Origin of the sequence: Actinokineospora auranticolor (genome assembly GCF_002934265.1) — a bacterium.
GTDB lineage: Bacteria > Actinomycetota > Actinomycetes > Mycobacteriales > Pseudonocardiaceae > Actinokineospora > Actinokineospora auranticolor.
Genome location: NZ_PTIX01000040.1, coordinates 14,629 through 38,066, shown reverse-complemented (window position 1 = coordinate 38,066; position 23,438 = coordinate 14,629). Strand labels below are relative to the sequence as shown.

21 protein-coding genes are annotated in these 23,438 nt (G+C 72.6%); 10 read left to right on the top strand and 11 right to left on the bottom strand.

From position 1 onward, the window contains the following. Positions 1 to 402 precede the first annotated feature (402 nt). The 5 genes from CLV40_RS35765 to CLV40_RS35745 form a co-directional block, all read right to left on the bottom strand. The gene (locus tag CLV40_RS35765; RefSeq protein ID WP_104483472.1) at positions 403 to 1,035 is read right to left on the bottom strand and encodes a response regulator transcription factor; all 633 of its coding nucleotides are present in this window, start codon (positions 1,033 to 1,035) and stop codon (positions 403 to 405) included. 331 nt (positions 1,036 to 1,366) lie between these two features. Further along, the gene (locus CLV40_RS35760) at positions 1,367 to 2,005 is read right to left on the bottom strand and encodes a response regulator transcription factor (RefSeq protein ID WP_104483471.1); all 639 of its coding nucleotides are present in this window, start codon (positions 2,003 to 2,005) and stop codon (positions 1,367 to 1,369) included. Between the two features lie 32 nt (positions 2,006 to 2,037). After that, on the bottom strand, positions 2,038 to 4,299 hold the full coding sequence (locus tag CLV40_RS40140; RefSeq protein WP_146108401.1) for a histidine kinase: 2,262 nt from the start codon (positions 4,297 to 4,299) through the stop codon (positions 2,038 to 2,040). Positions 4,300 to 4,575: 276 nt separating this feature from the next. Beyond that, positions 4,576 to 5,802 carry a hypothetical protein gene (locus CLV40_RS35750; protein WP_146108400.1) on the bottom strand — a complete coding sequence of 409 codons (1,227 nt, stop codon included), beginning with the start codon at positions 5,800 to 5,802 and terminating at the stop codon, positions 4,576 to 4,578. Between the two features lie 346 nt (positions 5,803 to 6,148). Next, on the bottom strand, positions 6,149 to 6,769 hold the full coding sequence (locus CLV40_RS35745; protein ID WP_104483470.1) for a TetR/AcrR family transcriptional regulator: 621 nt from the start codon (positions 6,767 to 6,769) through the stop codon (positions 6,149 to 6,151). Positions 6,770 to 6,914: 145 nt separating this feature from the next. Here CLV40_RS35745 and CLV40_RS35740 point away from each other — a divergent pair, with 145 nt between their 5' ends. The 5 genes from CLV40_RS35740 to CLV40_RS35725 all read left to right on the top strand — a co-directional run bounded on the left by CLV40_RS35740 (position 6,915) and on the right by CLV40_RS35725 (position 11,442). Next, positions 6,915 to 8,036 (top strand): acyl-CoA dehydrogenase family protein, encoded by a 1,122-nt coding sequence (locus CLV40_RS35740; RefSeq protein ID WP_219824209.1) that lies wholly within the window; start codon positions 6,915 to 6,917, stop codon positions 8,034 to 8,036. Positions 8,037 to 8,061: 25 nt separating this feature from the next. Beyond that, entirely contained in the window at positions 8,062 to 9,192 is a 1,131-nt protein-coding gene (locus tag CLV40_RS35735; RefSeq protein WP_104483461.1) for a CaiB/BaiF CoA transferase family protein, read from the top strand. Positions 9,193 to 9,651: 459 nt separating this feature from the next. After that, entirely contained in the window at positions 9,652 to 9,813 is a 162-nt protein-coding gene (locus CLV40_RS38645) for a hypothetical protein (RefSeq protein WP_181043955.1), read from the top strand. Between the two features lie 233 nt (positions 9,814 to 10,046). After that, positions 10,047 to 10,538: a transcriptional regulator gene (locus tag CLV40_RS35730; RefSeq protein ID WP_104483460.1), complete on the top strand. Its 492-nt coding sequence runs from the start codon at positions 10,047 to 10,049 to the stop codon at positions 10,536 to 10,538. A 109-nt stretch (positions 10,539 to 10,647) separates the two neighbouring features. After that, on the top strand, positions 10,648 to 11,442 hold the full coding sequence (locus tag CLV40_RS35725; protein WP_245931798.1) for a lytic transglycosylase domain-containing protein: 795 nt from the start codon (positions 10,648 to 10,650) through the stop codon (positions 11,440 to 11,442). 23 nt (positions 11,443 to 11,465) lie between these two features. Here CLV40_RS35725 and CLV40_RS35720 read toward each other — a convergent pair whose 3' ends face one another. Next, a complete protein-coding gene (locus CLV40_RS35720) occupies positions 11,466 to 11,798 on the bottom strand; it encodes a winged helix-turn-helix transcriptional regulator (protein WP_104483459.1) in 333 nt (110 codons plus the stop codon). Between the two features lie 93 nt (positions 11,799 to 11,891). Between CLV40_RS35720 and CLV40_RS35715 the strand changes: the two genes are divergently transcribed. The 3 genes from CLV40_RS35715 to CLV40_RS35705 are packed head-to-tail and all read left to right on the top strand — an operon-like array spanning position 11,892 to position 13,430. Continuing rightward, positions 11,892 to 12,695, top strand: a complete 804-nt coding sequence (locus tag CLV40_RS35715) for an NAD(P)-dependent oxidoreductase (protein WP_104483458.1) — start codon at positions 11,892 to 11,894, stop codon at positions 12,693 to 12,695. Positions 12,696 to 12,732: 37 nt separating this feature from the next. Then, positions 12,733 to 13,080 (top strand): hypothetical protein, encoded by a 348-nt coding sequence (locus CLV40_RS35710; RefSeq protein ID WP_245931797.1) that lies wholly within the window; start codon positions 12,733 to 12,735, stop codon positions 13,078 to 13,080. Further along, a complete protein-coding gene (locus tag CLV40_RS35705) occupies positions 13,077 to 13,430 on the top strand; it encodes a DUF3817 domain-containing protein (protein WP_104483457.1) in 354 nt (117 codons plus the stop codon). Before CLV40_RS35710 ends, CLV40_RS35705 begins: the two co-directional genes overlap by 4 nt. Positions 13,431 to 13,458: 28 nt before the next feature. Here CLV40_RS35705 and CLV40_RS35700 read toward each other — a convergent pair whose 3' ends face one another. The 3 genes from CLV40_RS35700 to CLV40_RS35690 are packed head-to-tail and all read right to left on the bottom strand — an operon-like array spanning position 13,459 to position 15,886. After that, a complete protein-coding gene (locus tag CLV40_RS35700) occupies positions 13,459 to 14,298 on the bottom strand; it encodes a spermidine synthase (protein WP_104483456.1) in 840 nt (279 codons plus the stop codon). Further along, the gene (gene speD / locus CLV40_RS35695) at positions 14,295 to 14,696 is read right to left on the bottom strand and encodes an adenosylmethionine decarboxylase (RefSeq protein WP_104483455.1); all 402 of its coding nucleotides are present in this window, start codon (positions 14,694 to 14,696) and stop codon (positions 14,295 to 14,297) included. Before speD ends, CLV40_RS35700 begins: the two co-directional genes overlap by 4 nt. 23 nt (positions 14,697 to 14,719) lie before the next feature. Further along, a complete protein-coding gene (locus CLV40_RS35690) occupies positions 14,720 to 15,886 on the bottom strand; it encodes a type III PLP-dependent enzyme (RefSeq protein WP_104483454.1) in 1,167 nt (388 codons plus the stop codon). A gap of 139 nt (positions 15,887 to 16,025) precedes the next feature. Between CLV40_RS35690 and CLV40_RS35685 the strand changes: the two genes are divergently transcribed. Continuing rightward, complete coding sequence (locus tag CLV40_RS35685) at positions 16,026 to 17,279, top strand: MFS transporter (protein WP_245931796.1); 1,254 nt, start codon at positions 16,026 to 16,028, stop codon at positions 17,277 to 17,279. Between the two features lies 1 nt (position 17,280). Here CLV40_RS35685 and CLV40_RS35680 read toward each other — a convergent pair whose 3' ends face one another. Continuing rightward, positions 17,281 to 18,894 carry a solute symporter family protein gene (locus tag CLV40_RS35680; protein ID WP_104483453.1) on the bottom strand — a complete coding sequence of 538 codons (1,614 nt, stop codon included), beginning with the start codon at positions 18,892 to 18,894 and terminating at the stop codon, positions 17,281 to 17,283. Further along, the gene (locus CLV40_RS35675) at positions 18,891 to 19,295 is read right to left on the bottom strand and encodes a DUF485 domain-containing protein (RefSeq protein WP_104483452.1); all 405 of its coding nucleotides are present in this window, start codon (positions 19,293 to 19,295) and stop codon (positions 18,891 to 18,893) included. The genes CLV40_RS35680 and CLV40_RS35675 overlap by 4 nt, the downstream gene beginning before the upstream one ends. Positions 19,296 to 20,188: 893 nt before the next feature. Here CLV40_RS35675 and CLV40_RS35670 point away from each other — a divergent pair. Continuing rightward, positions 20,189 to 23,386, top strand: coding sequence for a sensor histidine kinase (locus CLV40_RS35670; protein ID WP_104483451.1), 3,198 nt, complete (start codon positions 20,189 to 20,191; stop codon positions 23,384 to 23,386). The last annotated feature ends 52 nt before the right edge of the window (positions 23,387 to 23,438 follow it).

Here is a 23,438-nt window from a genome sequence, read left to right as displayed (position 1 = left end):
GGGCGAGGGGCGAGGGGCGAGGGGCGAGGGGCGAGGGGCGAGGGGCGAGGGGCGAGGGGCGACGGAGTCTGTGGGTTGCGGGCGCGGGACCCAGGTGTGGCCGTTGGATGTGGAACTGGTTGTGGTTGTAGAGCGTGGCCGGTGTCGATGTGTGGGTGAGGTCGGGGGCTGGGGCTGGGGAGCTGCGAAGGTCTTGGCTGTGCGGAGGGCCGCGAGCGAGAGGTTCGGCGGCGTTCTGGGGAGGAGTTGTTCTGGGGGCAGGGAATGTGAGGCTGTGGGTGGGGTTGGGGGCGCGGATGGGGGGCTGAGGTGGTGGGGAGGGGCTGAGGGAGCGAGATGTGGGGTGGGATGCGTCGAGGCCGGTGCGAGTGGGGCTCGCACCGGCCTCGGGGGGTGGGGTGGCTAGATGAGGCCCTCGCGGAGGGCGTAGGCGACGGCGTGGGAGCGGTTGCGGAGTTGGAAGCGGTTGGTGACGTCGTGCAGGATGGACTTCACCGTTCGCTGGGAGTAGCAGAGTTTGTCGGCTATCTCCTTGGTGGACAGGCCTGATGCGACCAGTCGGAGGACTTCGGTCTCGCGGTTGGTGATGCCCGCCAAGTGCAGGCCTCGGGGCTCCAGGACGTGGCGTTGCAGGCGGGAGACCCGGTTCAGGAGGCGGCCGAGCAGGTCGGGTGGGAGGGCGCCTTCGCCTGCGGAGGCCGCTTTCACCAGGCGGACCAGGACTTCGGGGGTGGTGTCGGCTCGGCGGGCCACGGCGCACACGCCGCCTTCCACGGCGGTGAGGATTTCCGTGTCGTCCAGGTCGCCCGCCACCAGGACGACCTTGGCGAAGCCCCGGCACTGGAGGGTCTTCAGGAGTTGACCCGCCCGGTCGTCGAAGCGGTCGGTCACCACCAGGGCCACGGCCTCCGGGGTCGCGTCGTCCTCGTCCACCAGCCAGACCTCCTGGCGGGTGCGCAGCGCCATGTGCACCCCGTTGCGCAGGATCGGGTCGGTGGCTCTGACCAGTACCGGCGTTCGACTCTGTTCCAGCATCTGCATCCCCGCTTCTCCTCCTGCGCCCGGACCGCTCCGCCTGCCCGGACGTCCCTCGGGCGTCGGCCGTCACGGTGCCCGATCGGGCGTCCCGGCCGCATGGGACCGGTGTCCCGGAAGTGCCCGGGTGGTGTTTTGGCTCGTCGACGGGGTGGCCACCCGTCGGTGGGGGCGTTACGCCCCGTCCGCGTTTTCCTTGCCGCGATTGGGATCTGACTGGGCTTCGGGGCTGCGGCGAACGGGTGGTGGTCGCTCTGATGGGTGAATTCGGGGACCCGTGGATGTCCCGGTTCCGAAATCGTCTCGAAGGGCACGATTGCGCAACGGGGGCTCAGGTCGGGTGGCCCAGACCGGCCTTGCGGGCCCGCACGATCGCCTGGGCGCGGTCCTCGACCCGCAGTTTCGCGAAGATGCTCGACACGTGGTTGCGCACGGTCTTGGGGCTCAGGGTCAGGGCTCGGGCGATCACCGTGTTGCTGACGCCGTCCGCGATCAGCTCCAGGACCTCCCGCTCCCGGGAGGTCAGCTCGGGGAACACCGCGGGGGCCTGCTCGGTGAAGAACCCCAGCACGTGGTTGGCGATGCCCGACCCGAAGATGGCCTCACCGCGCGCCACCGCGTGCACCGCGCGGACGATCTCGTCCTGGCCCGAGCCCTTCAGCAGGTACCCGCGCGCGCCCGCGCGCATCGCGGCGACGACGGACTCGCTGTCGTTGAACATGGTCAGCACCAGCACGCCCGTGCGCGGGTGCTCGCCGAGGAGCACCCGGGTGGCCTCGATCCCGGTCATGTCCGGCAGGTGCACGTCCATCACCACCACGTCCGGCTCGCACTCGCGGACCGCGGCCACCGCCTCGGCGCCGGTCGACGCCTCGCCGACCAGGGCCACGGTCGGGTCGCCGGACAGCACCGTGCACAGCCCGAAGCGGAACAGCGGGTGGTCGTCGACCACCAGCACCCGGGGGATCATCCACATCCTCCATCAAGTCCACAGTGGACTTCTCAACCGGTCGCCTTCGGCAGCGGCAGCGTGGCCAGCACCCGGGTACCGCCCCGGTCCCGGTCCGCCACCAGGCAGTCGCCGCCCAGTTCCACCGCCCGCTCGCGCATCGACGCCAGGCCCACCCCGCCCGACGCCGGGCACGGCAGGCCCACACCGTCGTCGACGACCTCGATGTGCAGGTCGTCGTCCACCCACAGCTTGACCGCGCACCACCGCGCGTGCGCGTGCCGGGTGACGTTGGTCAGCGCCTCGCAGATGATCCGGTACGCGGCGACGTCGACCGACGCGGGCAGCCCCGGCAGCGCGGACGGCGCCTCCAGCGTGATCGTCACCCCCGGCTCCGCCCCGCGCGCCGTGCGGCTGGCCAGCGCCCCCGCGTACTCGCGGACCGCGGGCACCAGCCCCAGCTGGTCGAGCACCGGCGGGCGCAGCCCGTGCGCCAGCCGCCGGATCTCGGTGATCGCGCCCTGCAGCTCGTCGCGCAGCCGACCGAGCAGCACCCCGGTGGGACTGCCCTGGTCGACCCCGCGCAGGCTCGCGTCCAGGCCCAGCGCGATCGCGGCCAGGGTCGGGCCGACGCCGTCGTGCAGCTCGTGCAGCAGCCGCCTGCGCTCCTCCTCGCGGGCCCGCACCAGCCGGTCGCGGGAGCGGCGCAGGTCCAGCGTCAGCCGCGTGGTGTAGACGGCGGCCCCCGCGTGCCGGGCCACCTCCGCCAGCGCCACCCGGTCGCGGCGGCGCGGCGCCGACCGGCTCACCACCACCAGTCGCCCGATCCGCTCGCCGCGGAACACCAGCGGCAGCGCGGTGGTGTGCCCGCCCGGGCGGCCCGTGCTCGCCGCGATCTCCGGCAGGCCACCGGTTTCCACCTCGATCGCCACGTACCGCAGCCGCAGCGCCGCCGCCACGGTCTCGACCACATCCGGTAGCATCGAACCGGGCGTACGGGCATCGGCCAACCTTCCGGCCAAAGTGGACACCAGGTGGTAGGGGTCGTCGGCGTGCCCGAAGAACCTCTCGTTGACCCGCCCCTGCAGCCAGCCGCGCAGCGGGTGCACGACGGCGGCCACCCCGGCGGCCGCGATCGCCTGCTGCCACACCTGGTCGATCGGCGGGAACAGCAGCGCCAACCCGGCCACCACGGCGATGTAGGTGATCATCACCGCCGCGCTGAGCCCGCCGTAGACCAGCGACCGGCTCAGCGCCACCTCGACGTCGATCAGCCGGTGCCGCAACACCACCAGCAGCAGCGCGAACGGCACCGCGATGAAGGCGAACGGGTGGTACCGCTCGGGCAGCAGCGGGGCGCCGGTGATGTTCGTCGGCACCGCCCACAGCGCCAGGTGCGCCACCGACGCCACGCCCAGCGCCACGGCGGGCGGCAGCACCTGCCGCCGCGACTCGGGTTCCGTCGAGTACCGGGCCACGGCCACGGCCAGCACCGCCACCGGGTACAGCAGCGCGGGCGGCACCGCCGGCGCGCCCACGACCTCCAGCACGGCCAGCGGTGAGTCGAACACCACCAGGGCGCCCACCGACGTCACCCCGTACAGCACGGGCGCGCCCAGGTACGCCAGCGCGACCCACGTCCGGTAGCGGCGCACCGGCCAGCGCGCCGGGAACGCCAGCGCGAAGTGCAGCACCGACGCCCACAGCAGCGCGAACGCCACCTCGCCCGCCAGCCAGCGCCAGAACATGCCGCCCGCCACCAGGTCCAGCACCTGCAGCGGGAACAGGCTCGGCCCGATCGCGGTGACCGCGCTCAACCCGGCCGTCACCACCCCGGCGCGGGCGGCCGGTTCGCCGGGCCGGAACTGGAACACCGCCGCGGCGGCGACCACCAGCAGCGCCACGACCAGCAGCGTCGGCCAGCCCTCGGCGAGCTTGTCGAACAGCGGGTAGGCGCGCGCGGTCACGTCGACGTCGACCAGGGCGCCGTCGCGCAGCACCCGGTACGCGAGGTGGTCGCCCGCCGCCACCGCCGCGCCACCCGGCGGGCCCGACGCCAACCGGTCCGCCATCGGCACGCCGCCGATCGCCACCACCTGGTCGCCGACCCGCAGCGGACCGGGCTGGTCCACCGCCACGACAACGATCCCGCGCGCCTCCTCGCCGCCGACGCGGGCGCCGAGGTTGACCACGGCGCCGTCGCCGGGCGCGAGCGCGCGGGCCAGCAGGCACCACCCGGCTACCCCGAGGAGTGCGAGCGAGAGCGCCAGGTACGCCGCGGACACCCGCCGCGCGCCCGCCGAGCCACCGGACACCACTGGATCATCCCGCAGCGCACGGGCCAAACCCAGACCTGTCGCCCGGCCGACACCACCCCGGTCACCTGTTCGGCCTAGTCGGTGCTGCCCAAGGTGTACAAGCGTGCCGAAAGGACACTGCACCGGGTGAACGGGTCCGGCCGCGGACCGGCCTCGCTCGACTGTCCGAACGCGACAGATTTACGGGTTCGCCCGGCGACCCGTGGACGCCGACCGAAACGACTCGGCGGCCCGTCCCCGAGGGGAGGGCCGCCGAATCCGGTGCGCGCTCGTTCAGTTCTTGGGTGTGTCCGGGGTGGTCTCGGGCGCGGGCGGCGCGGTGTCCGCCTTGGTCGACTCCACGGTCGACTCCGGAGCCGGGGCGGCCGAGGTCTCCGGAGTCGGCTGCTCGGTGGGCTCCGGCGCGGGCGCCGCGGCGGGTTCCGGAGTGGGTTCCGGGGCCTCGGTGCTCGGCTGGGCCGAGGTAGGCGTCTCGGCGGCCCGCTCCGGGGGCGGGAAGCTCGCGCCGTCGGACTTCGGCGCCTCGGCGGGCGGCTCCAGCCCCGCCGACAGCGCGCCCGAGATCGGGTACGGCGAGGTCGGCTGCGGTGCCTTCACCTGCGTCGTCACCTCGTCCCCGGCCGTGGTCGCGGCCACCGGGGGCGTCGCGGACTGCTCGGCGGCGACCGGCGCCGCGGGCGCCTGCGCCTCGGGCGCGCTCACAACCGGCGCGACGGGCGCCGGGGTGGCCGGTTGCTGCGGGACGAAGCCCTGCGCCGGGTACGCGGCAGGCGCGCCCGGGACGGGCTGGAACTGCGGTCCGGTGTGGAAGCCGGTCTGCTGCTGGGGGGCCTGCGGCGGGAAGACCGCGCGCGGGATGCCCATCGGCGGCGTCGCGGGCTCGACCCGGCCCGCGGCCGGGGCGGTGGGCGCGGGCGCGCACGCCACCAGCGCGCCGACCACCGCGATCCCGGCGCCGATCAGCATCAGGACGAGCCCCGGCTCGACCGCGGCCTGCGCGTAGAGCCCCTTGACGTTGGCGTTGGTCTCGGTGAGGTCGATGTAGTCGATGGCCTCGACCCACACCGCCACCACCGCGGCGGCCAGCGCGCCCGCGCCGAGCGCCCCGACCACGCGCGTGGCCGTCACCAGTCCCCGGGCCGGTCGCGCGCCCGCCACGATCGCGAGCAGCCCCCCGACCAGCACCAGCGCGCCGCCGAGCGCCGACGGCAGCCAGCCCGACTCGCCGACCATCCTGAGCGCGGCCCCGGTCGACTCGTCGGGCCCGGTGCTGGTCACCGACCACAGGTCCTGCTCGAAGATGAACGGCTTCTCGAAGTTGACGTTCATCTTGAACACCGTGGTCAGCGAGCCGACCACGGTCAGGGCGACGCCCGCCAGCAGCAGGAACGCGGCGCCGAAGGCGACGGGCCAGAGCCGGGGGCGAGGGGGCGCGGTGGGTGGTGCCACGGGCGGCTGGGGCGGGTACCCGGGCCGCACGGGGGGGAATGATCCGGTCACGCGGGAGATCTTCGCAGGTCAGGCCGACCGGGCACGCGAGAGGCGGAATGTTTGCGTAAGCGAACGTCCCGTTAGCGTCCCGGGCCCCTCTTCTAGGGGTGTAACAGCCGACCCGAGCGAGGGCCGGGTCGGCTGTTGCAAGAGGGCAGTGAAGAGGAACGCAAGTGAAGAGGACGTCAGGCATCTCCCACATGCCCGGCGCCGGTCGTGCCCGCCACCCCTGCACTCGCGGGCACGACCGGCGCCCACCGAGATCCCTGCGTGTCACTCGATGATCACCCTGCACCACCGGTCTGCCCGAGTGGGCCGCGGCCGAAACCCCTGTCCCCGGGTCTTCGGTCGCGGCTCAGCGCGCCGAGTCGGTCGCCGCGGCGTAGCGGTCGAGGATCGCGGACTTCCACTCGTCGAGCAGCTTCGACCGCCGCTCGGCCCCGCCGCCGATCATCGCGTCCAGCGCCAGCCCGCGGACCAGGTGCACGCTGAGCAGCATGTACGTCTCCAGCTCGGCGTCCGGCACGGACAGGCCGGACGCGTCGCGGTAGAGCTCCAGGGTCGCGTGGCCCAGCGCCCGGTCGACCGGGGTCAGCGCCTCCCGCAGCTCGGGGTCGGTGCGCGCGGCGACCCACAGCTCCATCGCCGCGGTCGACAGCGTCCCCGAGTACGACTCCCACAGCATGTCGATGCCCGCGGTGACCCGTGCCCGCCCGGGCGGCAGCGCGGCGGCCGCGGCGCGCAGCTGGCTGGTCATCCGGGAGAACAGGTGCTCCAGGGCGGCGGTCATCAGCTCGGCCTTGGTGGTGAAGTGGTGCTGCTGCGCGCCGCGCGAGACGCCCGCCCGCGCACAGATCTCCTGCACGGTCGTGCGCGCGTAGCCGAGTTCGACCAGGCAGGCGATAGTGGCCTCCAGGAGTGCCTCGCGCGTCAGCTCGCTGCGTTCCTGCTGCGTGCGGTGGGTGCGCAGGGACACCGGAACCTCCTCCAACACCTGATCCGGCTCGCACTTTACGGTCAGTCCGACGAGCATGTACATTCGCGATCGAACTTACATTCAGGCCGGAATGTTTCTGCGGCCTGCGATCGAGGAGGCGGGCATGGCCCAGCGACCGGTGTGGATGGACGAGGACCTCGACGCGTTCCGCGACCTGGCGCGCACCTTCTGCGCCAAGGAGCTGACCCCGAACATCGAGCGGTGGATCGAGAACAAGCAGGTCGACCGCGAGCTGTGGCGCAAGGCGGGCGAGGTCGGGCTGCTCTGCCTGTCCATCCCCGAGGAGTACGGCGGCGGTGGCGGCACCTTCGCCCACGAGGTCGTGCTGCTGGAGGAGCAGGCCCGCGCGGGCGACAGCGGCTGGGGCGTGTCGCTGCACAACGGCATCGTCGCCCACTACGTCCTCGCCTACGGCACCGAGGAGCAGAAGCACGCCTGGCTGCCGAAGCTCGCCTCCGGCGAGTGGGTCGGCGCGATCGCCATGACCGAGCCGGGCGCGGGCTCGGACCTGCAGGCCATCAAGACCCGCGCGGTCCGCGACGGCGACGAGTACGTCGTCACCGGCACCAAGACCTTCATCACCAACGGCGGCCAGTGCGACTTCGTCGTCGTGGTCGCCAAGACCGACCCGACCAAGGGCGCCGAGGGCACCTCCCTGGTCATCGTCGAGGCCGACCGCCCCGGCTTCCGCCACGGCCGCGTCCTGGACAAGATCGGCCAGAAGTCCCAGGACACCGCCGAGCTGTTCTTCGACGACGTGCGCGTCCCGGCGACCAACCTGCTCGGCACCGCCGAGGGCCAGGGGTTCATCCAGCTGATGAACCAGCTCCCGCAGGAACGCCTGATCATCGGCGTCTCCTCGGTGGTCGCCATGGAACTCGCGCTGGCCGAGACCCTGCGCTACACCAAGGAGCGCCAGGCGTTCGGCCGCCCGGTGTACCACTTCCAGAACACCAAGTTCACCCTCGCCGAGGTCGCCACCGAGACGCACATCGCGCGGCTGTTCCTCGACGACTGCGTCGCCAAGCACCTGCGCGGCGAACTCGACATCCCCACCGTGGCGATGCTCAAGTGGTGGACCAGCGACCGCGCCATGAAGGCCATCGACGAGTGCCTGCAACTGCACGGCGGCTACGGCTACATGACCGAGTACCCCATCGCGCGCATCTACACGGACCAGCGCGTGCAGCGCATCTACGGCGGCACCAACGAGATCATGAAGGAAATCATCTCCCGCTCGCTCTGACCCGCCCCAGGACAAGGACACCGACATGGGACCGCTGACCGGGCTGCGCGTGGTCGAGCTGGCGGGCCTGGCCCCCGCCCCCTTCGCCGCCACCGTGCTCGCCGACCTCGGCGCCGACGTGGTCCGGGTCGACCGCGCCCGACCCGGGGCCGACGTGCTCGGCTTCCCCGACGACCCGCTCACCCGGGGCCGCCGCTGGATCGGCGTCGACGTCAAGTCCCCCGACGGCCTCGACCTGGTCCTGAGCCTGGTCGACACGGCCGACGTGCTGGTCGAGGGCTTCCGGCCGGGCGTCGCCGAGCGGATGGGCCTGGGCCCGGAGGCGCTGCTGGCCCGCAACCCCCGCCTGGTCTACGGCCGGGTCACCGGCTGGGGACAGGACGGCCCGCTCGCGCACACCGCCGGGCACGACATCAACTACATCGCGATCGCGGGCGCGCTCGACCCGATCGGCCGGGCCGGGCACCGGCCGACGCCGCCGCTCAACCTGCTGGGCGACTTCGGCGGCGGCGGGATGCTGCTGGCCGTGGGCGTGCTGGCCGCGCTGGTGGAGCGGCAGACCTCCGGCCGGGGGCAGGTCGTCGACGCGTCGATGGTCGAGGGCGCCGCGCTGCTGACCGCGAGCCTGCACGGCCTGCGCAACGTCGGCGCCTGGCCCAACCCGCGCGGCGCCAACCTGCTCGACGGCGGCGCGCCGTTCTACGACACCTACGAGACCGCCGACGGCAGGCACGTCGCCATCGGCGCCATCGAGACCCGGTTCTTCACCGAACTGGCGAAGCTCCTCGGCTTCGCCGACGTGCCCAACCACCTGGACCCGTCGACCTGGCCGGACCTGCGCGAACGCATCGCGGACGCGGTCCGCGCGCGCACCCGGGACGAGTGGGCGGCCCTGGCGGAGGGCACGGACGCCTGCCTGTCCCCGGTGCTCACGCCCGAGGAGGCGATCGGCCACCCGCACAACGCCGCCCGCGGCACGTTCATCGACCTGGAAGGCAAACCGCAGCCCGCGCCCGCGCCCCGGTTCGGCCGCAGCGCGGTCGACACCCCGGCACCGCCCCGCCCGCCGCGCGCCGACACCGCCGCGGTGCTGGCCGAACTCGGGGTGGCCGCGGCGGAGGTCGAGCGCCTGCGCGCGGCCGGGACCATCGCCTGAGCGGGAATCCACAGAGGACGAGGAGGACGGCTGTGCGGGTGCTTGTGGCGCCCCACAGCCGAGGGTGAAACAAGCCGCCGTCGCGGCCTCGTCGAGCACCGCGCCTGCTGGGCGGGTGCGGCTCGCGCCGCGGGGGATGCCCCGCCCGGCGCGCACCAAGTTGTACCGGTCCGCCCGCCGCCGCGGTGTCCGGACCGCGCCGACGGCACAAAGGTGTCACCGATCGTGAGACGGGCGGGCCCGGACCGGGGTTCGGATGGGTCGGGTTGGTGTGTCTGCCCGGTAATCGGCGCTCTCGGCCCGTAGAGTGATCCAATCGGCGCCATGGGGTGGTCGAGCGGGGCCGTCGTGGCCGGTCGCTCACTCTCGGTGCCGTCGATCGCGGGAAACCGCCGCCGGACGCGATCGGATGGGGGAGCGCACGGGGAGGGCCGGCGGCGCGGGGACGGGAGTGGACCGATGAACGCCAAGAAGGTCGTGACGCTCGTCGCGGTCGCGCTGGTGCTGTTCTACGTGATCAGCCAGCCCAACCAGGCCGCCCAGGCGGTCCAGGACCTGCTGAGCTGGCTGCGCGAGGGCGCCGAGGCCATCATCACCTTCCTGAAGAACATCTTCGCCTGACCAGCGGCCCTGTGGGGGACACGGACCCGTGTCCCCCTACAGTCCTGCCCCCGTACACCGTCACCATCGGTGATGATCTTGGCCCGGGTAAGATCCATATTGGACCGTCCGGGTGGATCTGGGGGCTTTGGGGGTCCATTCGGCGAACTGGTCCGTTTTGCCTCTGGCGATCTGTCGGTCCCTGCCCCTACGGTTTCAGCCATCGAGTGATCATGAGACCTCCAGGAGGCAGAATGCTCGACGATCCCGGGGTCGACGCCCTGGTCCGCCAGTGGACCGCCGAGCGCGCGCAGGACGCCGACGCGGACGAGGCGCAGCGCATCGCTTCGCAATGGCTCGCCGACGCTCCCGTAGTCGCCACGCCGGGTATTCCCGGCCAGCGGGCCCGTGCCGGGGCCTCCCGCTGGGCGACGGTGGAGGCCGCCGACCCGCGCTACATCGCGGCCATGCGCCAGCGCCTGCCCGACGTGCCGCACGACCTGCTCGCCGCGGCGGCGGGTTGGTGGCAGATGGTCGGCGGTGTCGCGGAGGCCGAGGAGTGGTGGGACGCGGGCATGAGCCCGCTGGACCAGCGCGCCCTCGACTACCGCGCGGCCGGTCTGGCCCCCTCCGACCTGGCGCGCAGGCTCGGTCCCCTCACCGTGCTGGAGCACCTGCGCCGGGGCAGCGCCCCCGCTTGGTGCGTGGCCCGCCTCCAGCGGCAACGCCGCGACGGCGCCGCCTGACCCGCTCGGATCCCCACCCCGAGCACCACCCCCGTGTTCTCGTCGTCGATGCTGTGACGGACGGGCGTCCTCGCGCCCGACCGGATCGGCGACGCGAGACTGGAGCACGGTGGTCACCCCCGCACCCCCGAGCAGGACCGGACTGTGGTTCCGGCTGCTGGTCGTGGCCCTGATCCTGCTGGTCGTCGCCATCGCGGTCTGGCTCGTCCGGGTGGCCTCGGTGCCCGCCGGGGCCGATCTGCCGGTCGAGCGACCACCCCTGGTCGAGCCGAGCGCGCAGGCGCCGGTCGCGGTCCCGGAGGCGGAAGCCGGACCCGGGACGTCGGGTCAGGCGGTCGGATCGTTGCGGCCGTGGGCCGACAAGATCTCCGCGCGCACCGGTATCCCGGCGCGCGCGTTGGTGGCCTACGGCGGCGCGGAGCTCACCGTGCGCGCCGCCCAGCCGAAGTGCGGTCTGTCCTGGGCGACGCTCGCGGCCATCGGCCGGGTCGAGTCGGACCACGGCCGGTACGGCGGCGCGGTGCTGGGGGAGGACGGGGTGCCGTCCATCCCCATCGTCGGCGTGCCGCTGGACGGCGCGCCGGGCGTGCGCGCGATCGCGGACACCGACGGCGGCCGCTACGACGGGGACGCCGCCGTGGACCGCGCCGTGGGCCCGATGCAGTTCATCCCGTCGACGTGGGCGAAGTGGTCGTCCGACGGGAACGCCGACGGGGCAACGAATCCCCAACAGATCGACGACGCCGCGCTGGCCGCCGCCCGCTACCTGTGCGCCGACGGCCGGAACCTGACCACGCCCCAGGGCTGGTGGCAGGGAGTGTTCTCCTACAACAACTCCAACCCCTACGGCCAACAGGTCTTCACCCTGGCCGACACCTACGCCAGGAAAGCGGCCCGGGGGTAGCGTCCGGTGTGGACCGCGCGGGGTCAGCCGCCGAGCAGGTGCCGCTTTCCCCAGTCCCCCAGCGGTTCCAGCGCCCGGTTCAGCGCGATCCCCGGGCCCGTCAGCGAATACTCGACCTTGGGCACGGTCTCGGCGAACTCCTCCCGCGTCACCATGCCGTCGCGCTCGAGCTCCCGCAGGTGCGAGGCGAGCACCTTCTCCGTGATCCCGGGCAGCATCCGCCGCAGCCGCCCGAACCGGCACGCGCCCTCGCCCAGCGCCCACAGGATCGAGACCTTCCACTTCCCCTCGATCACCCCCATGGCCGCGTCCAGCCCGCACTCGTGGGCGGCTGGTCGCCGCTGTGCCGTGGTCATGTCTTCCCCCAGGAGATCGCTTACCGCCAGGATAGTGCCCACTTCGAAGTGCGTACTTGAGGCGGGAAGGCCCATGGAACCACGCTGTTCCCCATGTCGATCACCTTCCTCGGACTGGGCAACATGGGCACCGCGATCGTCCGCACCTGGCTGAAGGCCGGATACGCGCCCACCGTCTGGAACCGCACACCCGCCAAGGCCGAAGCCCTCGCGGCGGAGGGCGCCACCGCCGCGCCCACCGCGGCCGCCGCCGTCGAGGCGGCGGACCTCGTCGTCGTCTGCCTGCTCGACGACGCCACCGTCACCCGCGTCCTCGCCGACCTCGACCTCGCCAGCAAGGGCGTCCTCAACCTCACCACCAGCACCCCGGGCCAGGCCCGCGCGCACGCCGAACGCCACCCCGGCGCCCGGTTCCTCGACGGCGGCGTCATGGCCACCCCGCCGATGATCGGCACCCCCGGCGCCGTCATCCTCTACAGCGGGGACCGGGACGTGTTCGACCGGCACGCGGACCCGCTGCGAGTCCTCGCCGCGGCCGACTACCTCGGCGACGACCCCGGCCACGCCTCCCTCTACGACATCGCCCTGCTCAGCGGCATGTACGGCATGTTCGCCGGTGTGGCCCACGCGCTCGCGATGGTCCGCGCCCAAGGCGGCGTCGACCTCGACGAGTTCGGCGGCAGGCTGGTGCGCTGGATCACGGCCATGACCGCGGTCGCCCGCAACGACGACCCGGCGGCGACCATCGAGATGCAGGCCGCGAACATCCCCACCTTCGAGGGGGCCAGCCGGGAGCTGGGGGTGAGCTCGGAGCTGCTCGCCCCGTACTTCGAACTGATGCGGCGCGGGGCGGCCCAGGGCCAGGACGACCTGGCGGGGCTGCTGATCCGTGGGTGACGGCGGTCTCTCAGGGGGCCCGGGTTAGCATCGGCCGGTGGCTGAACGGTCGGGGCTCGGGCGCGCACTCCTGGTTGTCGGGGTGTCCGCGCTGTCGCTGGCCCTGTGCTGCGGGTTGGCCTGGTGGCAGTGGCAGCGGTTCGAGTCGGCCAACGGCACCTTCCAGAACCTGGGCTACGTGCTCCAGTGGCCGCTGTTCGGGGTCGCGCCCGCCTACATGTTCTGGCGGTTCCGCAAGCTCAAGGCCCGCGAGCAGGCCGCCCCGGCCCCCGCGCCGGAACCCCCGCCACCGCCGCGACCCCCGGTCGTGGTCGACGCCGAAGACGATGACGAGCTGGCCGCCTACAACCGGTATCTGGCCAGTCTGAACCAGGAGCCCCGATGAGCATGACCGACGAGGAGAACCCGGCCCAGGCCGTCGCCGCGCAGGGGGTGCGGGGGGCGCTGGCCCGCTACCGGGTGATGGCCTACGTGGTCGGCGTCGGGTTGTTGGCGCTGGTCGTCGCGATGGTGCTCAAGTACGCCGCGGACAACTCCACCCCGGTGGCGATCGTCGGCCCCGCGCACGGGTTCCTCTACGTCGTCTACCTGCTCACCGCGTTCGACCTGGCGCTCAAGGCGCGCTGGTCGGTCAAGGGGACGCTGCTGGTCCTGGTGTCCGGCATGATCCCCTTCGTCTCCTTCTTCGTGGAGCGCCGGGTGACCCGGGACGTGAAAGCGGGCCGGAAGCTCTGAAGCTCCCGGCCCGCCCGTCACACCGCGACTAGAGCGACTTCCGTACCCGGTACGGGGGGATCGAGTTGCCGCGCAGCGCGTCGGCGTCGATCGTCTCCGGCCGGTACGGGAGCGTCGCCAGCCGCGCGATCATCCGCTCGGTCGTGTCCGGCGTCGCCTCCGCGAGTCCGAACAGGAACGCCCACTCGTGCTCGTCCGAGCCGTAGTACACGGTCGAGCCGAACACCTCGTTGAAGCGCCGCCACGACCGCAGCAGCGTCTCGTTGCGCCACATCGTCTGGCAGCCCGCCTGGCACACCACGACACCGCCGGGGGACAGCACCGACCGGCAGCGGGTGAGGAACTCCTCCTCGTACAGCCGGTTGTGCTGGGCGAACTCGGGCCGCTCGTCCGGCAGGTCCACCAGCACCACGTCGTAGCGCTCGGTGGTGTCGGCCAGGAACTGCCAACCGTCGGCGTAGTGCACCCGCACCGGGCCGTCGTGCGCGACCGCGCGCGCCAACTCCTCCGGCGTGTAGCCGTAGGGCAGGTGCTCAGCGCACAGCTCGACGGCCTCCTGGTCGATGTCGACGTGGTCGACCACCGACGCGCCCGCCGCCACCGAGATCTGCGACACCACGCCCTCGCTGGAGCCGACGACCAGCACCCGCTCCAGCCGCTCGGCGAGCAGCAGCGCGGGCACCAGCAGCGCCTCGTGGTAGGTGAGCTGGCTGAACTCGGTGCTCTGCCGGTCGTCGTCGCAGAACAGGCTCAGGCCCTGCTCGGTGCGCCCGATGACGAGGTGCTGGAACGTCGTCCGGGTGTCCACGACGACCTCGGGCATGTCCCACGTCCGGGTGAGGCCCGGGCCAAGCGGTTCGACGATCACCGGGCGGTCTCCGACGGGATCGGGTGTCCCCTGTGGACGGTGTTGATCCTGGCGTCGAGCGCGCCGAGGCGGTCGCGCAGCAGGTGCGCGGCCAACTCCGGGTCCGCGGTCTCGCCGCAGGTGAAGATGTCGAGGAACATCGATCCGATCTCGGGGTAGGTGTGGATGGAGGCGTGCGACTCCGACAGCAGCGCCAGCACCGTGACGCCCTGCGGCTCGAACTGCTTGCTCACCACGTCGCAGATGGTGGCCCCCGCGTCCCGCAGGGAGGACTCCAGCGCGTCACGCAGGAAGCCCAGGTCGTCGAGCAGCAACGGATCGATCCCGTCGAACTCGGCGAGCACGTGTCGGCCCGCGAAGTATCCCACGCCCAGTTCTGGCGCACGGTCATACGACATCTGTCTAACCTCCTGCGAGGGAATCAGCCGACGAACAACGTCGGGAGTGGTGGAAAACCGTTGAACGACACCGAGGAGTAGCTCGCGGTGTACGCGCCCGCGTCGAGGATGTCGACGTGGTCGCCTGCCCGCAGCGCCGTCGGAAGACGATACGGGGTGTTCTGGTAGATCACATCATCGCCGTCGCACGTGGGCCCCGCGATGATCACCGGGCCGTCCGGTGTCGGGGGGTGCGCGGTGCGCAGCCGGTAGGCGATGTACTCGTTCTCCGTCTCGGCCAGCCCCGAGTAGCGGCCGATGTCGAGGTAGACCCACCGGTGCTCGTCGTGGTCGGACTTGCGCGAGACCAGCACCACCTCGGCGCGGATCACCCCGGCGGTCGCCACGATCGCCCGACCGGGCTCCACGACCAGCTCGGGCGCGGTGTCGAAGTGCTCGGCGACCGCGGTCCGGATCGCCTCGGCGTGCACCGCCAGCGGCGGCGCCGCGTCCCGGTACGAGGCGGGGAAGCCGCCGCCCAGGTTCAGCGAGCGGGTCGCCACGCCCGCCTCCGCGAGCCCACGGGCGATCCGGCCCGCCTCGGCGATACCGGAGGTCCAGGCGGCCGCGTCGGTGTGCTGCGAGCCCACGTGGAAGCACGCGCCGTCGACCACGAGCCCGAGGTCCGCCGCCCGCGCCAGCAGCCGCAGCGCCATCTCCGGTGCGCAACCGAACTTCTTCCCGAACGGCGTGCCCGACTGCGGCGCGTCCACCAGGAACCGGCACCACACCCGCGACCCCGGCGCGTGCTCGGCCAGGTTCGCCAGATCACCGTCGGAATCGAACGTGTAGCGGCGCACCCCCCGGCGGTAGGCGTAGGCGATGTCCGCGGCCTTCTTGATCGGGTTGCCGTAGGACAGCGACTCCGGGTCCGCGCCCTGCGCCAGGCACAGGTCGATCTCGCCGGTGCTGGCCACGTCGAACGAGGAACCCTCGGCGGCCAGCGCGGCCACCACCTCGGGTGCCGGATTCGCCTTGACCGCGTAGAAGATCGTGGCCTCGGGCAGCGCCGCGCGCATGGCGTGGTAATTGGTCCGAACCACGTCGAGGTCCACCACGAGGCACGGCGTCGCGGGCGCGCGTTCATCGAGGAACGCGCGCAGCCGGGTGGACTGGCCCGGCGACGCCACAGAGTCGAGCACGGCGTGCACTGTAATACCGAACTGTGACCGGCTGTGTGGCCTGGGCGTCACCGACTCGATCACATTAGCCGTACCATCCGGCGCGGAGCGGGCACTCCGCGCGCACTCCGAGTGGGGGAATGGGGCCGCTGTGGCTGCTGGGATTCGCGTGGGCTACGCGTTCGGATCGCTTGCCACGGGCGCGTTCGGCACCGTCCCCGGCCTGCTCCTGCTGCCGTTCCTCACCGACCACCTGGCCGTCCCGGCCGCCGTCGCGGGCGTGCTCGTGCTGCTCCCGAAGGCCTGGGATGTCGCTTTCAACCCCGTCGCCGGTCGGATCAGTGACCGGGCAACGCATCGGCTCGGTCCGCGCAGGCCGCTCATGCTGCGCGGTGGCCTGGCACTCGCGGTGCTCTTCGCGTTGATGTTCCTACCACCGGTCTTCGGCAACCCCGTCGGCGACGGCGCCTGGGTCGCGGTGCTCTTCCTGGGCTGCGCCACCGCCGCGGCGTTCTTCCACGTCCCGTACGTGGCCATGGCCGCCGAGCTGACCGACGACTACGACGAGCGCACCCGGCTGCTGGCCTGGCGCATCGCGCTGCTCGCGGTGGCCATCCTGGTCTCCGGCGCGGGCGCGCCGCTGGTCCGCGACTCCCTCGGCGGCTACCGGGTGATGGGCGTCGCTGTGGCGGGCCTCATCGTGGTCGGCGTGCTCGGCGTCTACTTCGGCACCCGCAAGGCCCCTGTTGTGCGCGTCACACCCGCGGGGGCGCGGTTCGCCGACGTCGTCGCGCTGCTGCGCCGGTCCAAGCCGTTCCGGGTGCTGCTCGCGGTTTTCGTCGTGCAGGCCATGGGCATCGGCACGCTGCTGGCCGGTGTGGACTACCTGGCCCGGGTCGCCCTCGACGACCCGGGCGCGCAGCCGCTGGTGTTCGTCGCCTTCGTCGGGCCCGCGCTGCTGGTGATGCCCGTGTGGCAGCGGATCGGCCTGCGCTGGGGCAAGCGGCGCGGCCACCAGGTGGCCACGGTGGTGTTCGCCGCGGCGCTGGCCGTGGGGGTCGTGCTGCCGCCGTTCCCGGTGTTCATGGCGTCGGTCGCGCTGACCGGCGTCGGCTACGCGGGCCTTCAGGTGTTCCCGATGGCGATGCTGCCCGACGTGATCTCCGCCGAGCAGCGCCGCACCGGGGAGACCCGCGCCGGGCTGTTCTCGGGCGTCTGGACCGCGGGGGAGACCCTCGGGCTGGCGCTGGGACCCGGCCTGTTCGGGCTGGCGCTGTCCCTGGGCGGCTACGTGTCCGGCGGCGTCGCCACCCAGCCCGAGAGCGCGAAGACGGCGATCGTGCTGGGCTGCACCGCCGTCCCCGCGCTCCTCGTGCTCTGCGTGCTGCCGCTGCTGCGGCGCCGCGTGCTCGAACTGCGGTGACCTACCGGCCGATACCGGTCAACGACCGGACCGCCATCTCCTTGGCCATCGCCGGGTCGGCCTGCTCCCGGCTCAGCACCGTGCCCAGGTAGCCGCACACGAACGACACCGGGATCGAGATGATCCCCGGGTTCGACAGCGGGAACAGGTGGAAGTCCACACCGGACACGATCGACGTCGGCGCGCCCGACACCACCGGCGAGAAGAACACCAGCAGCAGGCAGGAACCCAGACCGCCGTACATGCCCCACAGCGTGCCGCTGGTGTTGAACCGCCGCCAGAACAGCGAGTACAGCAGCGTCGACAGGTTCGCCGACGCGGCGAACGCGAACGCCAGCGCCACCAGGAACGCCACGTTCTGGCCGTTGGCCATGATCCCGCCCGCGATGGCCAACAACCCGACCACCACCGCGGTCAGCCGCGCCACCCGCACCTCGCGCGCGGTGTCCGCCTTGCCCTTGCGCAGGATGTTGGCGTACACGTCGTGCGCGAACGACGCCGACGCGGTGATCGTCAGACCCGCCACCACGGCCAGGATCGTGGCGAACGCCACCGCGGCCACCACACCCATCAGCACCGTGCCGCCGATCTCGAAGGCCAGCAGCGGCGCGGCCGAGTTCTCCTTGCCCGTGGAGTCCAGGATCCGCTCCGAACCGACCAGCGCCGACGCGCCGTAGCCGATGACCAGCGTGGCGACGTAGAACACGCTCATGGTGCCCACCGCCCACACCACCGACCGGCGGGCCTGCCGGGCGTCCGGGACCGTGTAGAAGCGCATCAGCACGTGCGGCAGGCCCGCGGCACCCAGGATCAGCGCCAGCGACAGCGAGATGAAGTCCAGCGTCGTGATCGGCGTGCGCCCGTACTGCACGCCCGGGTCGAGGATCTTCTCGCCCTTGGTGTTGTTGGCCGCGGCCTGGTCCAGCAGCGCGCTGAAGCTGAAGCCGAACTTGCCCAGCAGGAACACCGTCATCAGCACCACGCACAGCAGCAGCACCACGGCCTTGATCATCTGCACCCAGGTGGTGCCCTTCATGCCGCCGACCAGCACGTAGAAGATCATCACCAGGCCCACCACGGCGATCACCACCGCCTGACCGCCCTTGGTGTGCACGTCGAGCAGCAGCGCCACCACCGCGCCCGCGCCCGCCATCTGGGCCAGCATGTAGAACAGCGAGATCACCAGCGTCGAGGTGGCCGCGGCGGCGCGCACCGGGCGCTGCCGCATCCGGAAGGCCAGCACGTCGCCCATGGTGAACCGGCCGGTGTTGCGCACCAGCTCGGCGATCAGCAGCAGGTTGACCAGCCAGGCCACCAGGAAGCCGATGGAGTAGAGGAACCCGTCGTAGCCGTGGATCGCGATGGCGCCCGCGATGCCCAGGAACGACGCCGCGGACAGGAAGTCGCCGGAGAGCGCGATGCCGTTCTGCACGCCGGTGAACCCGCCGCCCGCCGCGTAGTAGTCGGCGGTGCTGCTGTTGCGGGAGCTGACCCGGTAGACGACGTAGAGCGTGATCAGCACGAAGACGCCGAAGACGACCGAGTTGAGCACCGGGTCGCCCGCCTGGCCGCGGGCCGGGTCGGCCAGCACGTCGAGCGCGGTCGGCGCGGTCATCGGCCCGCCCCCGCCGACTCGCGGATCTCGGCGACCCCGGGGTCCACGCGCTTGCGCGCCCACCGCACGTACAGCGCGGTGATGGTGATGGTGGAGGCGAACTGGAGCAGGCCGAGCACCAGCCCCAGGTTGACCGAGCCGACCAGCCGGGTGCTCATCAGGTCCGCGGCGTAGGCGGCGAGCAGCACGTAGGCCAGGTACCAGAGCAGGAACAGCCCGGTCATCGGGAAGACGAACCGGCGGAACCGCCTGCGCAGCGCGGTGAACTCGGGGCTGTCGTGGATGGCGGCGAAGTCCGGGCCGTCCGGCGCGGGGGCGCCGGACGGGTCGTCGATGCCGCCGAAGGTGGCCGACTGCGGACGCGTTCGGGTCGCGGCCCGGCGCGGGACGACCTGGGTCATGCGGTTCCTCCGAGCTCTCCTGGGGTGGGGCCGTGCGGGGTGGGGACGGCGCGGGACGCCCCGGCCGGTGAATCCGTCGGTGGATCACGGGGAATGCGGGGCGGCGCGCGGGCGAATAACCGCCGACAAAAGGCGTGCGACCGTCACCGACTCGCGCTGCGGTCGTCGCGCGCAATGGACACGCGCGCGCGGGAATACGCGTGCGAACAAACCGGTGGGCGTGCCTGTCGGTGACTCCCCGGATTGTGCCGGTGCGTGTCGCTGGTTTCCGCGCCGCCGATGACCGATCGGCGATTCCGCGCGTGGGTTACCCTACGATACCGATCGGACCACGACTGCCCGGTCTTGCGATTTTCACACCTAGTGGTGAATCCGGGTGTCTCGGCGTGTCCCGGAGTGTCGCCGGTCAGCATCTTAAGTCAACGATCCATCTCGGACCGCGTAGCGTTTGCGCAGGTGGCGGCGGTCTCGATCGGAGCGTGCCCGAGCGCGAACCGGGAATGACCCGATCGAGCGATCAAGGCGGAGATTTCCCTGCGAAGCGTGACCGAAATTCGATCATGATCCGCCGGGGGCGGCCCCGACCGCCGCGCCTGCTCGCCAGTTGATCACGTTTTCCCAGGTCAGCGCGGCACTGCCGGGAATGGGTTCATGATCGCCGGATCGGGGTACGATCTGTCCTCAAGTTTCCGCCGTGGGCGCCGATGTCCGAAAGGGACATCGGCGGTGGGTGAATAAACCGAACCGTCTTCATCAAGACCGGTTCGCGTTTTCCCGCGAGGTGTCCGACCGTTGCAGGACGGAAAGGAGAGCGGCTCGGTGAGGCAGTTATTCCGACGGCCCCCGGCGTTGCGGCGGCCCGCGAGGTCCGAGACCGTCGCGGAGGCGCCCGCGTGAGCCAGAGCCCGCCCCAGCCCCGGTCGCACCGGGTCGCCGCCGGTGGGGAAGCCGGCGACGCCTCGCGGTGGTCCGGCGTCACCCGCTGGCGCGACTGGAACATCCCGGTCAAGCTCGCCGCCGTCATCCTCGTCCCGGTCGCCTTCGCGGTCGTCCTCGGCGTGCTGAGGATCAGTGGCCAGGTCCAGCGCGCCGAGTCCTACGAGCGCGTCGACAAGCTCGTCGCGGTCAACGAGAGCCTGCGCACCGCCCTCACCTGGCTGCAGCGCGAACGCACCAAGGCCGCCGTCGCCCTCACCGCGGGCGGTGCCGACGTCGGCACCCAACTCGCGGGCGAACAGCAGGCCGCCGACTACGCCCACGAGGAACTGCTGCGCGCCATCGGCCGCGCCAGCTTCGACTCCGACGTCACCCGCACCCGCTACCACGACGTCACCTCCGCCTTCGACTCGCTGACCGCGCTGCGCAAACCCGTCTACGCGGGCTCCGTCGACAGCGGCACCGCGCTGGCCGGCTACACCAAGGTCATCCGCACGCTGCTCGACTTCGACCGCGCCACCACCGGCGAGGTCGCCGACCCCGGCCTCGCGGGCACCGCCGCCGCGCTGCACGACCTCGAGGCCGCGAAGGAGGAGGTCTACTACCAGCAGGGCCTGGTCGCCATCGGCATCGCCCGCGGCGGCCTCAACGCCGCCGACCTCGACAGCCTGCGCGCCTCCCAGTCCCGCCTCGACGAGCGGCTCTCCGACTTCCGGGCCATCGCCACCGGCCCCCAGCGGGCCCGCTACGACGAGCTGCACGACGCCGCCCCCGTGCGCACCCGCATCGAGCTGCTGCGGCTCGCCGTCGGCGACGGCACCGACGGCAGCGCCTCGGTGAACGCGCCGCTGCCGATCACCTCCGTGGACTGGAACACCGCCTCCGAGGCGGTGTCCGAGCGGATCACCAACGTCAGCGCCATGCTCGGCACCGAGATCAAGCAGCGCTCCGCCGCGCTGCAGGACGACGCCAGCGACGCCGCAGGCCTCGCCTCCGTCGTGCTGATCCTGGCGCTGGTCGCGGCGGCCGCGGTGATGTTCGTGATCGCCCGGCAGCTGCTGCGGTCGCTGAGCGTGCTGCGCCGCGGCGCGCTCGAGGTCGCCACCAGCAGGCTGCCCGCCGCCGTCGCCCGCATCCGCGACGGCGCCGACGCGGGCGCCGAACCGGTGGTCGAACCGGTCGCCGTGCTGCCCGACGACGAGGTCGGCCAGGTGGCCCGCGCCTTCGACGCCGTGCACGCCCAAGCGCTCAAGCTGGCCACCGAGCAGGCCGGGCTGCGGGCCAACTACAGCAACGTCTTCGTCAACCTCTCCCGCCGCAGCCAGGGCCTGGTGCAGCGCCAGCTGCAACTGCTCGAACGGCTCGAACGCGACGAGGAGGACGCCGACCAGCTGGCCACGCTGTTCCAGCTCGACCACCTCGCCACCCGGATGCGCCGCAACAACGAGAACCTGATGGTCCTCTCCGGCAGCGACCCCGTGCGCCGCGCCTCTCAGCCCGCGCCGCTGGCCGACCTGCTGCGCGCGGCAGTCTCGGAGATCGAGCAGTACCAGCGGGTCGTCATCCAACCGCCGCCCGCCGTGCTGGTCGTCGGCTACGCCATCGGCGACCTGGTCCGCCTCACCGCGGAACTGCTCGACAACGCCACTGCGTTCTCCGCGCCCGCCACCCAGGTGACCATCTCCAGCCACCTCGGCGAGAGCGGATCCGTGCGCATCGAGGTCGTCGACCGCGGCATCGGCATGTCCGACACCGAACTCGCCGACGCCAACGCCCGGCTCGCCGACTCCGGCACCGTCGACGCCTCGGTGTCGCGCCGGATGGGGCTGTTCGTCGTCGGCAGGCTCGCCGCCCGCCTCGGCGTGCAGGTGCGACTCCGCGCGGGCCGCCAGTCCGGGCTGCGCGCCACCGTCGCCGTGCCGTCGGAACTGGTCACCGGCAACGTCGTGGAACTGCCGTCGACCCCGCCCGAGTCCCGCGAACCCCACGACGCGGGCACCAACGGCAACGGCCACAACGGAACCAACGGGGTCAACGGAACCAACGGGGCCCACACCAACGGCCACACCAACGGGCACAACGGGCACAACGGGAACGGCTGGGCCAACGGGCACGGCCTCGCCCGCCGCCTGGCCAACCGGGCCACCACCGAACCCACCTGGGTACCCGGCGGCGACGGCGCCGAACTGCCCAGCACCCTGCCGCAACCGCGCGACCCCGGGACCGACGGCGACACCCCGCCGCTGCCGCGCCGCGCCCCCCGCGGCGCCGCCACCAAGGAACCGATCCCGCCCGCGCCCGCCGAGCAGACCCAGGCGCTGTTCACCCCGATCACCGACGAACCCGACTTCGAGGGGTTCGCCAACACCGCCGACGACTCCGGCTGGTGGGACACCACCCTGGTGCACCAGGTCCCGCAGGCGGAACCCGCGCCCGCCCCGTCACCGGAATCGCTGCGCGAGACCACACCGATCTTCGACGAGATGGTCTCCGCCTGGTTCCGCGCCGTCACCGACGACCCGAACTCCACCGCCGAGGACGCCCGCCGCGTCCCCGACTGGGAGTTCGCCGCCGACCAGGGCTTCCACACCGCGCAGGCGGTCACCGCGGCCGAACCGGAGGACTTCACCAACTCCGGCCTGCCCCGCCGCACCCCCCGCCGCAACCTGGTACCCGGCCAGGTCGAACCCCGCGGCCGCCGCGCCGCCGCGGCACCCCCGCCCGCACCCGCCGCCCGCGACGCCGACGACCTGCGCGCCCGCCTGTCGAACTACCAGCGCGGCATCCACCGCGCCCGCGGCGCCCACCACGCGGGCCCCGCGCACGGCGAACCCGACCGCAACGGCCTCGACCTGCGCGGCGCCCGCTGGCGCTTCGCCGCCGACGCGGGCTGGCAGGCCGCCGAGGCGGTCAGCCAGGCGGGCGGCCACCAGCGTCCCGACGACGGCGGCCTGCCCCGCCGCACCCCGCGCGAGCGGCTGCTGCCCGGCAGCGTCGCAGGCGCCGGACCGAACCCGCCGACCCGACCCGCCCCGGTGGAACGCGACGCCGACGCGCTGCGCTCCCGCCTGGGCAGCCTGCAACGCGGCATCGGCCGCGGCCGCGACAGCCTGTCGCGGCGCGGGCCCGAGGCGGGCGGTGAACCCGATGCCTGAGTCCCGACCTACCGACAGGTCACCTGAGTCCAGAACCGGCACACCGACTCAG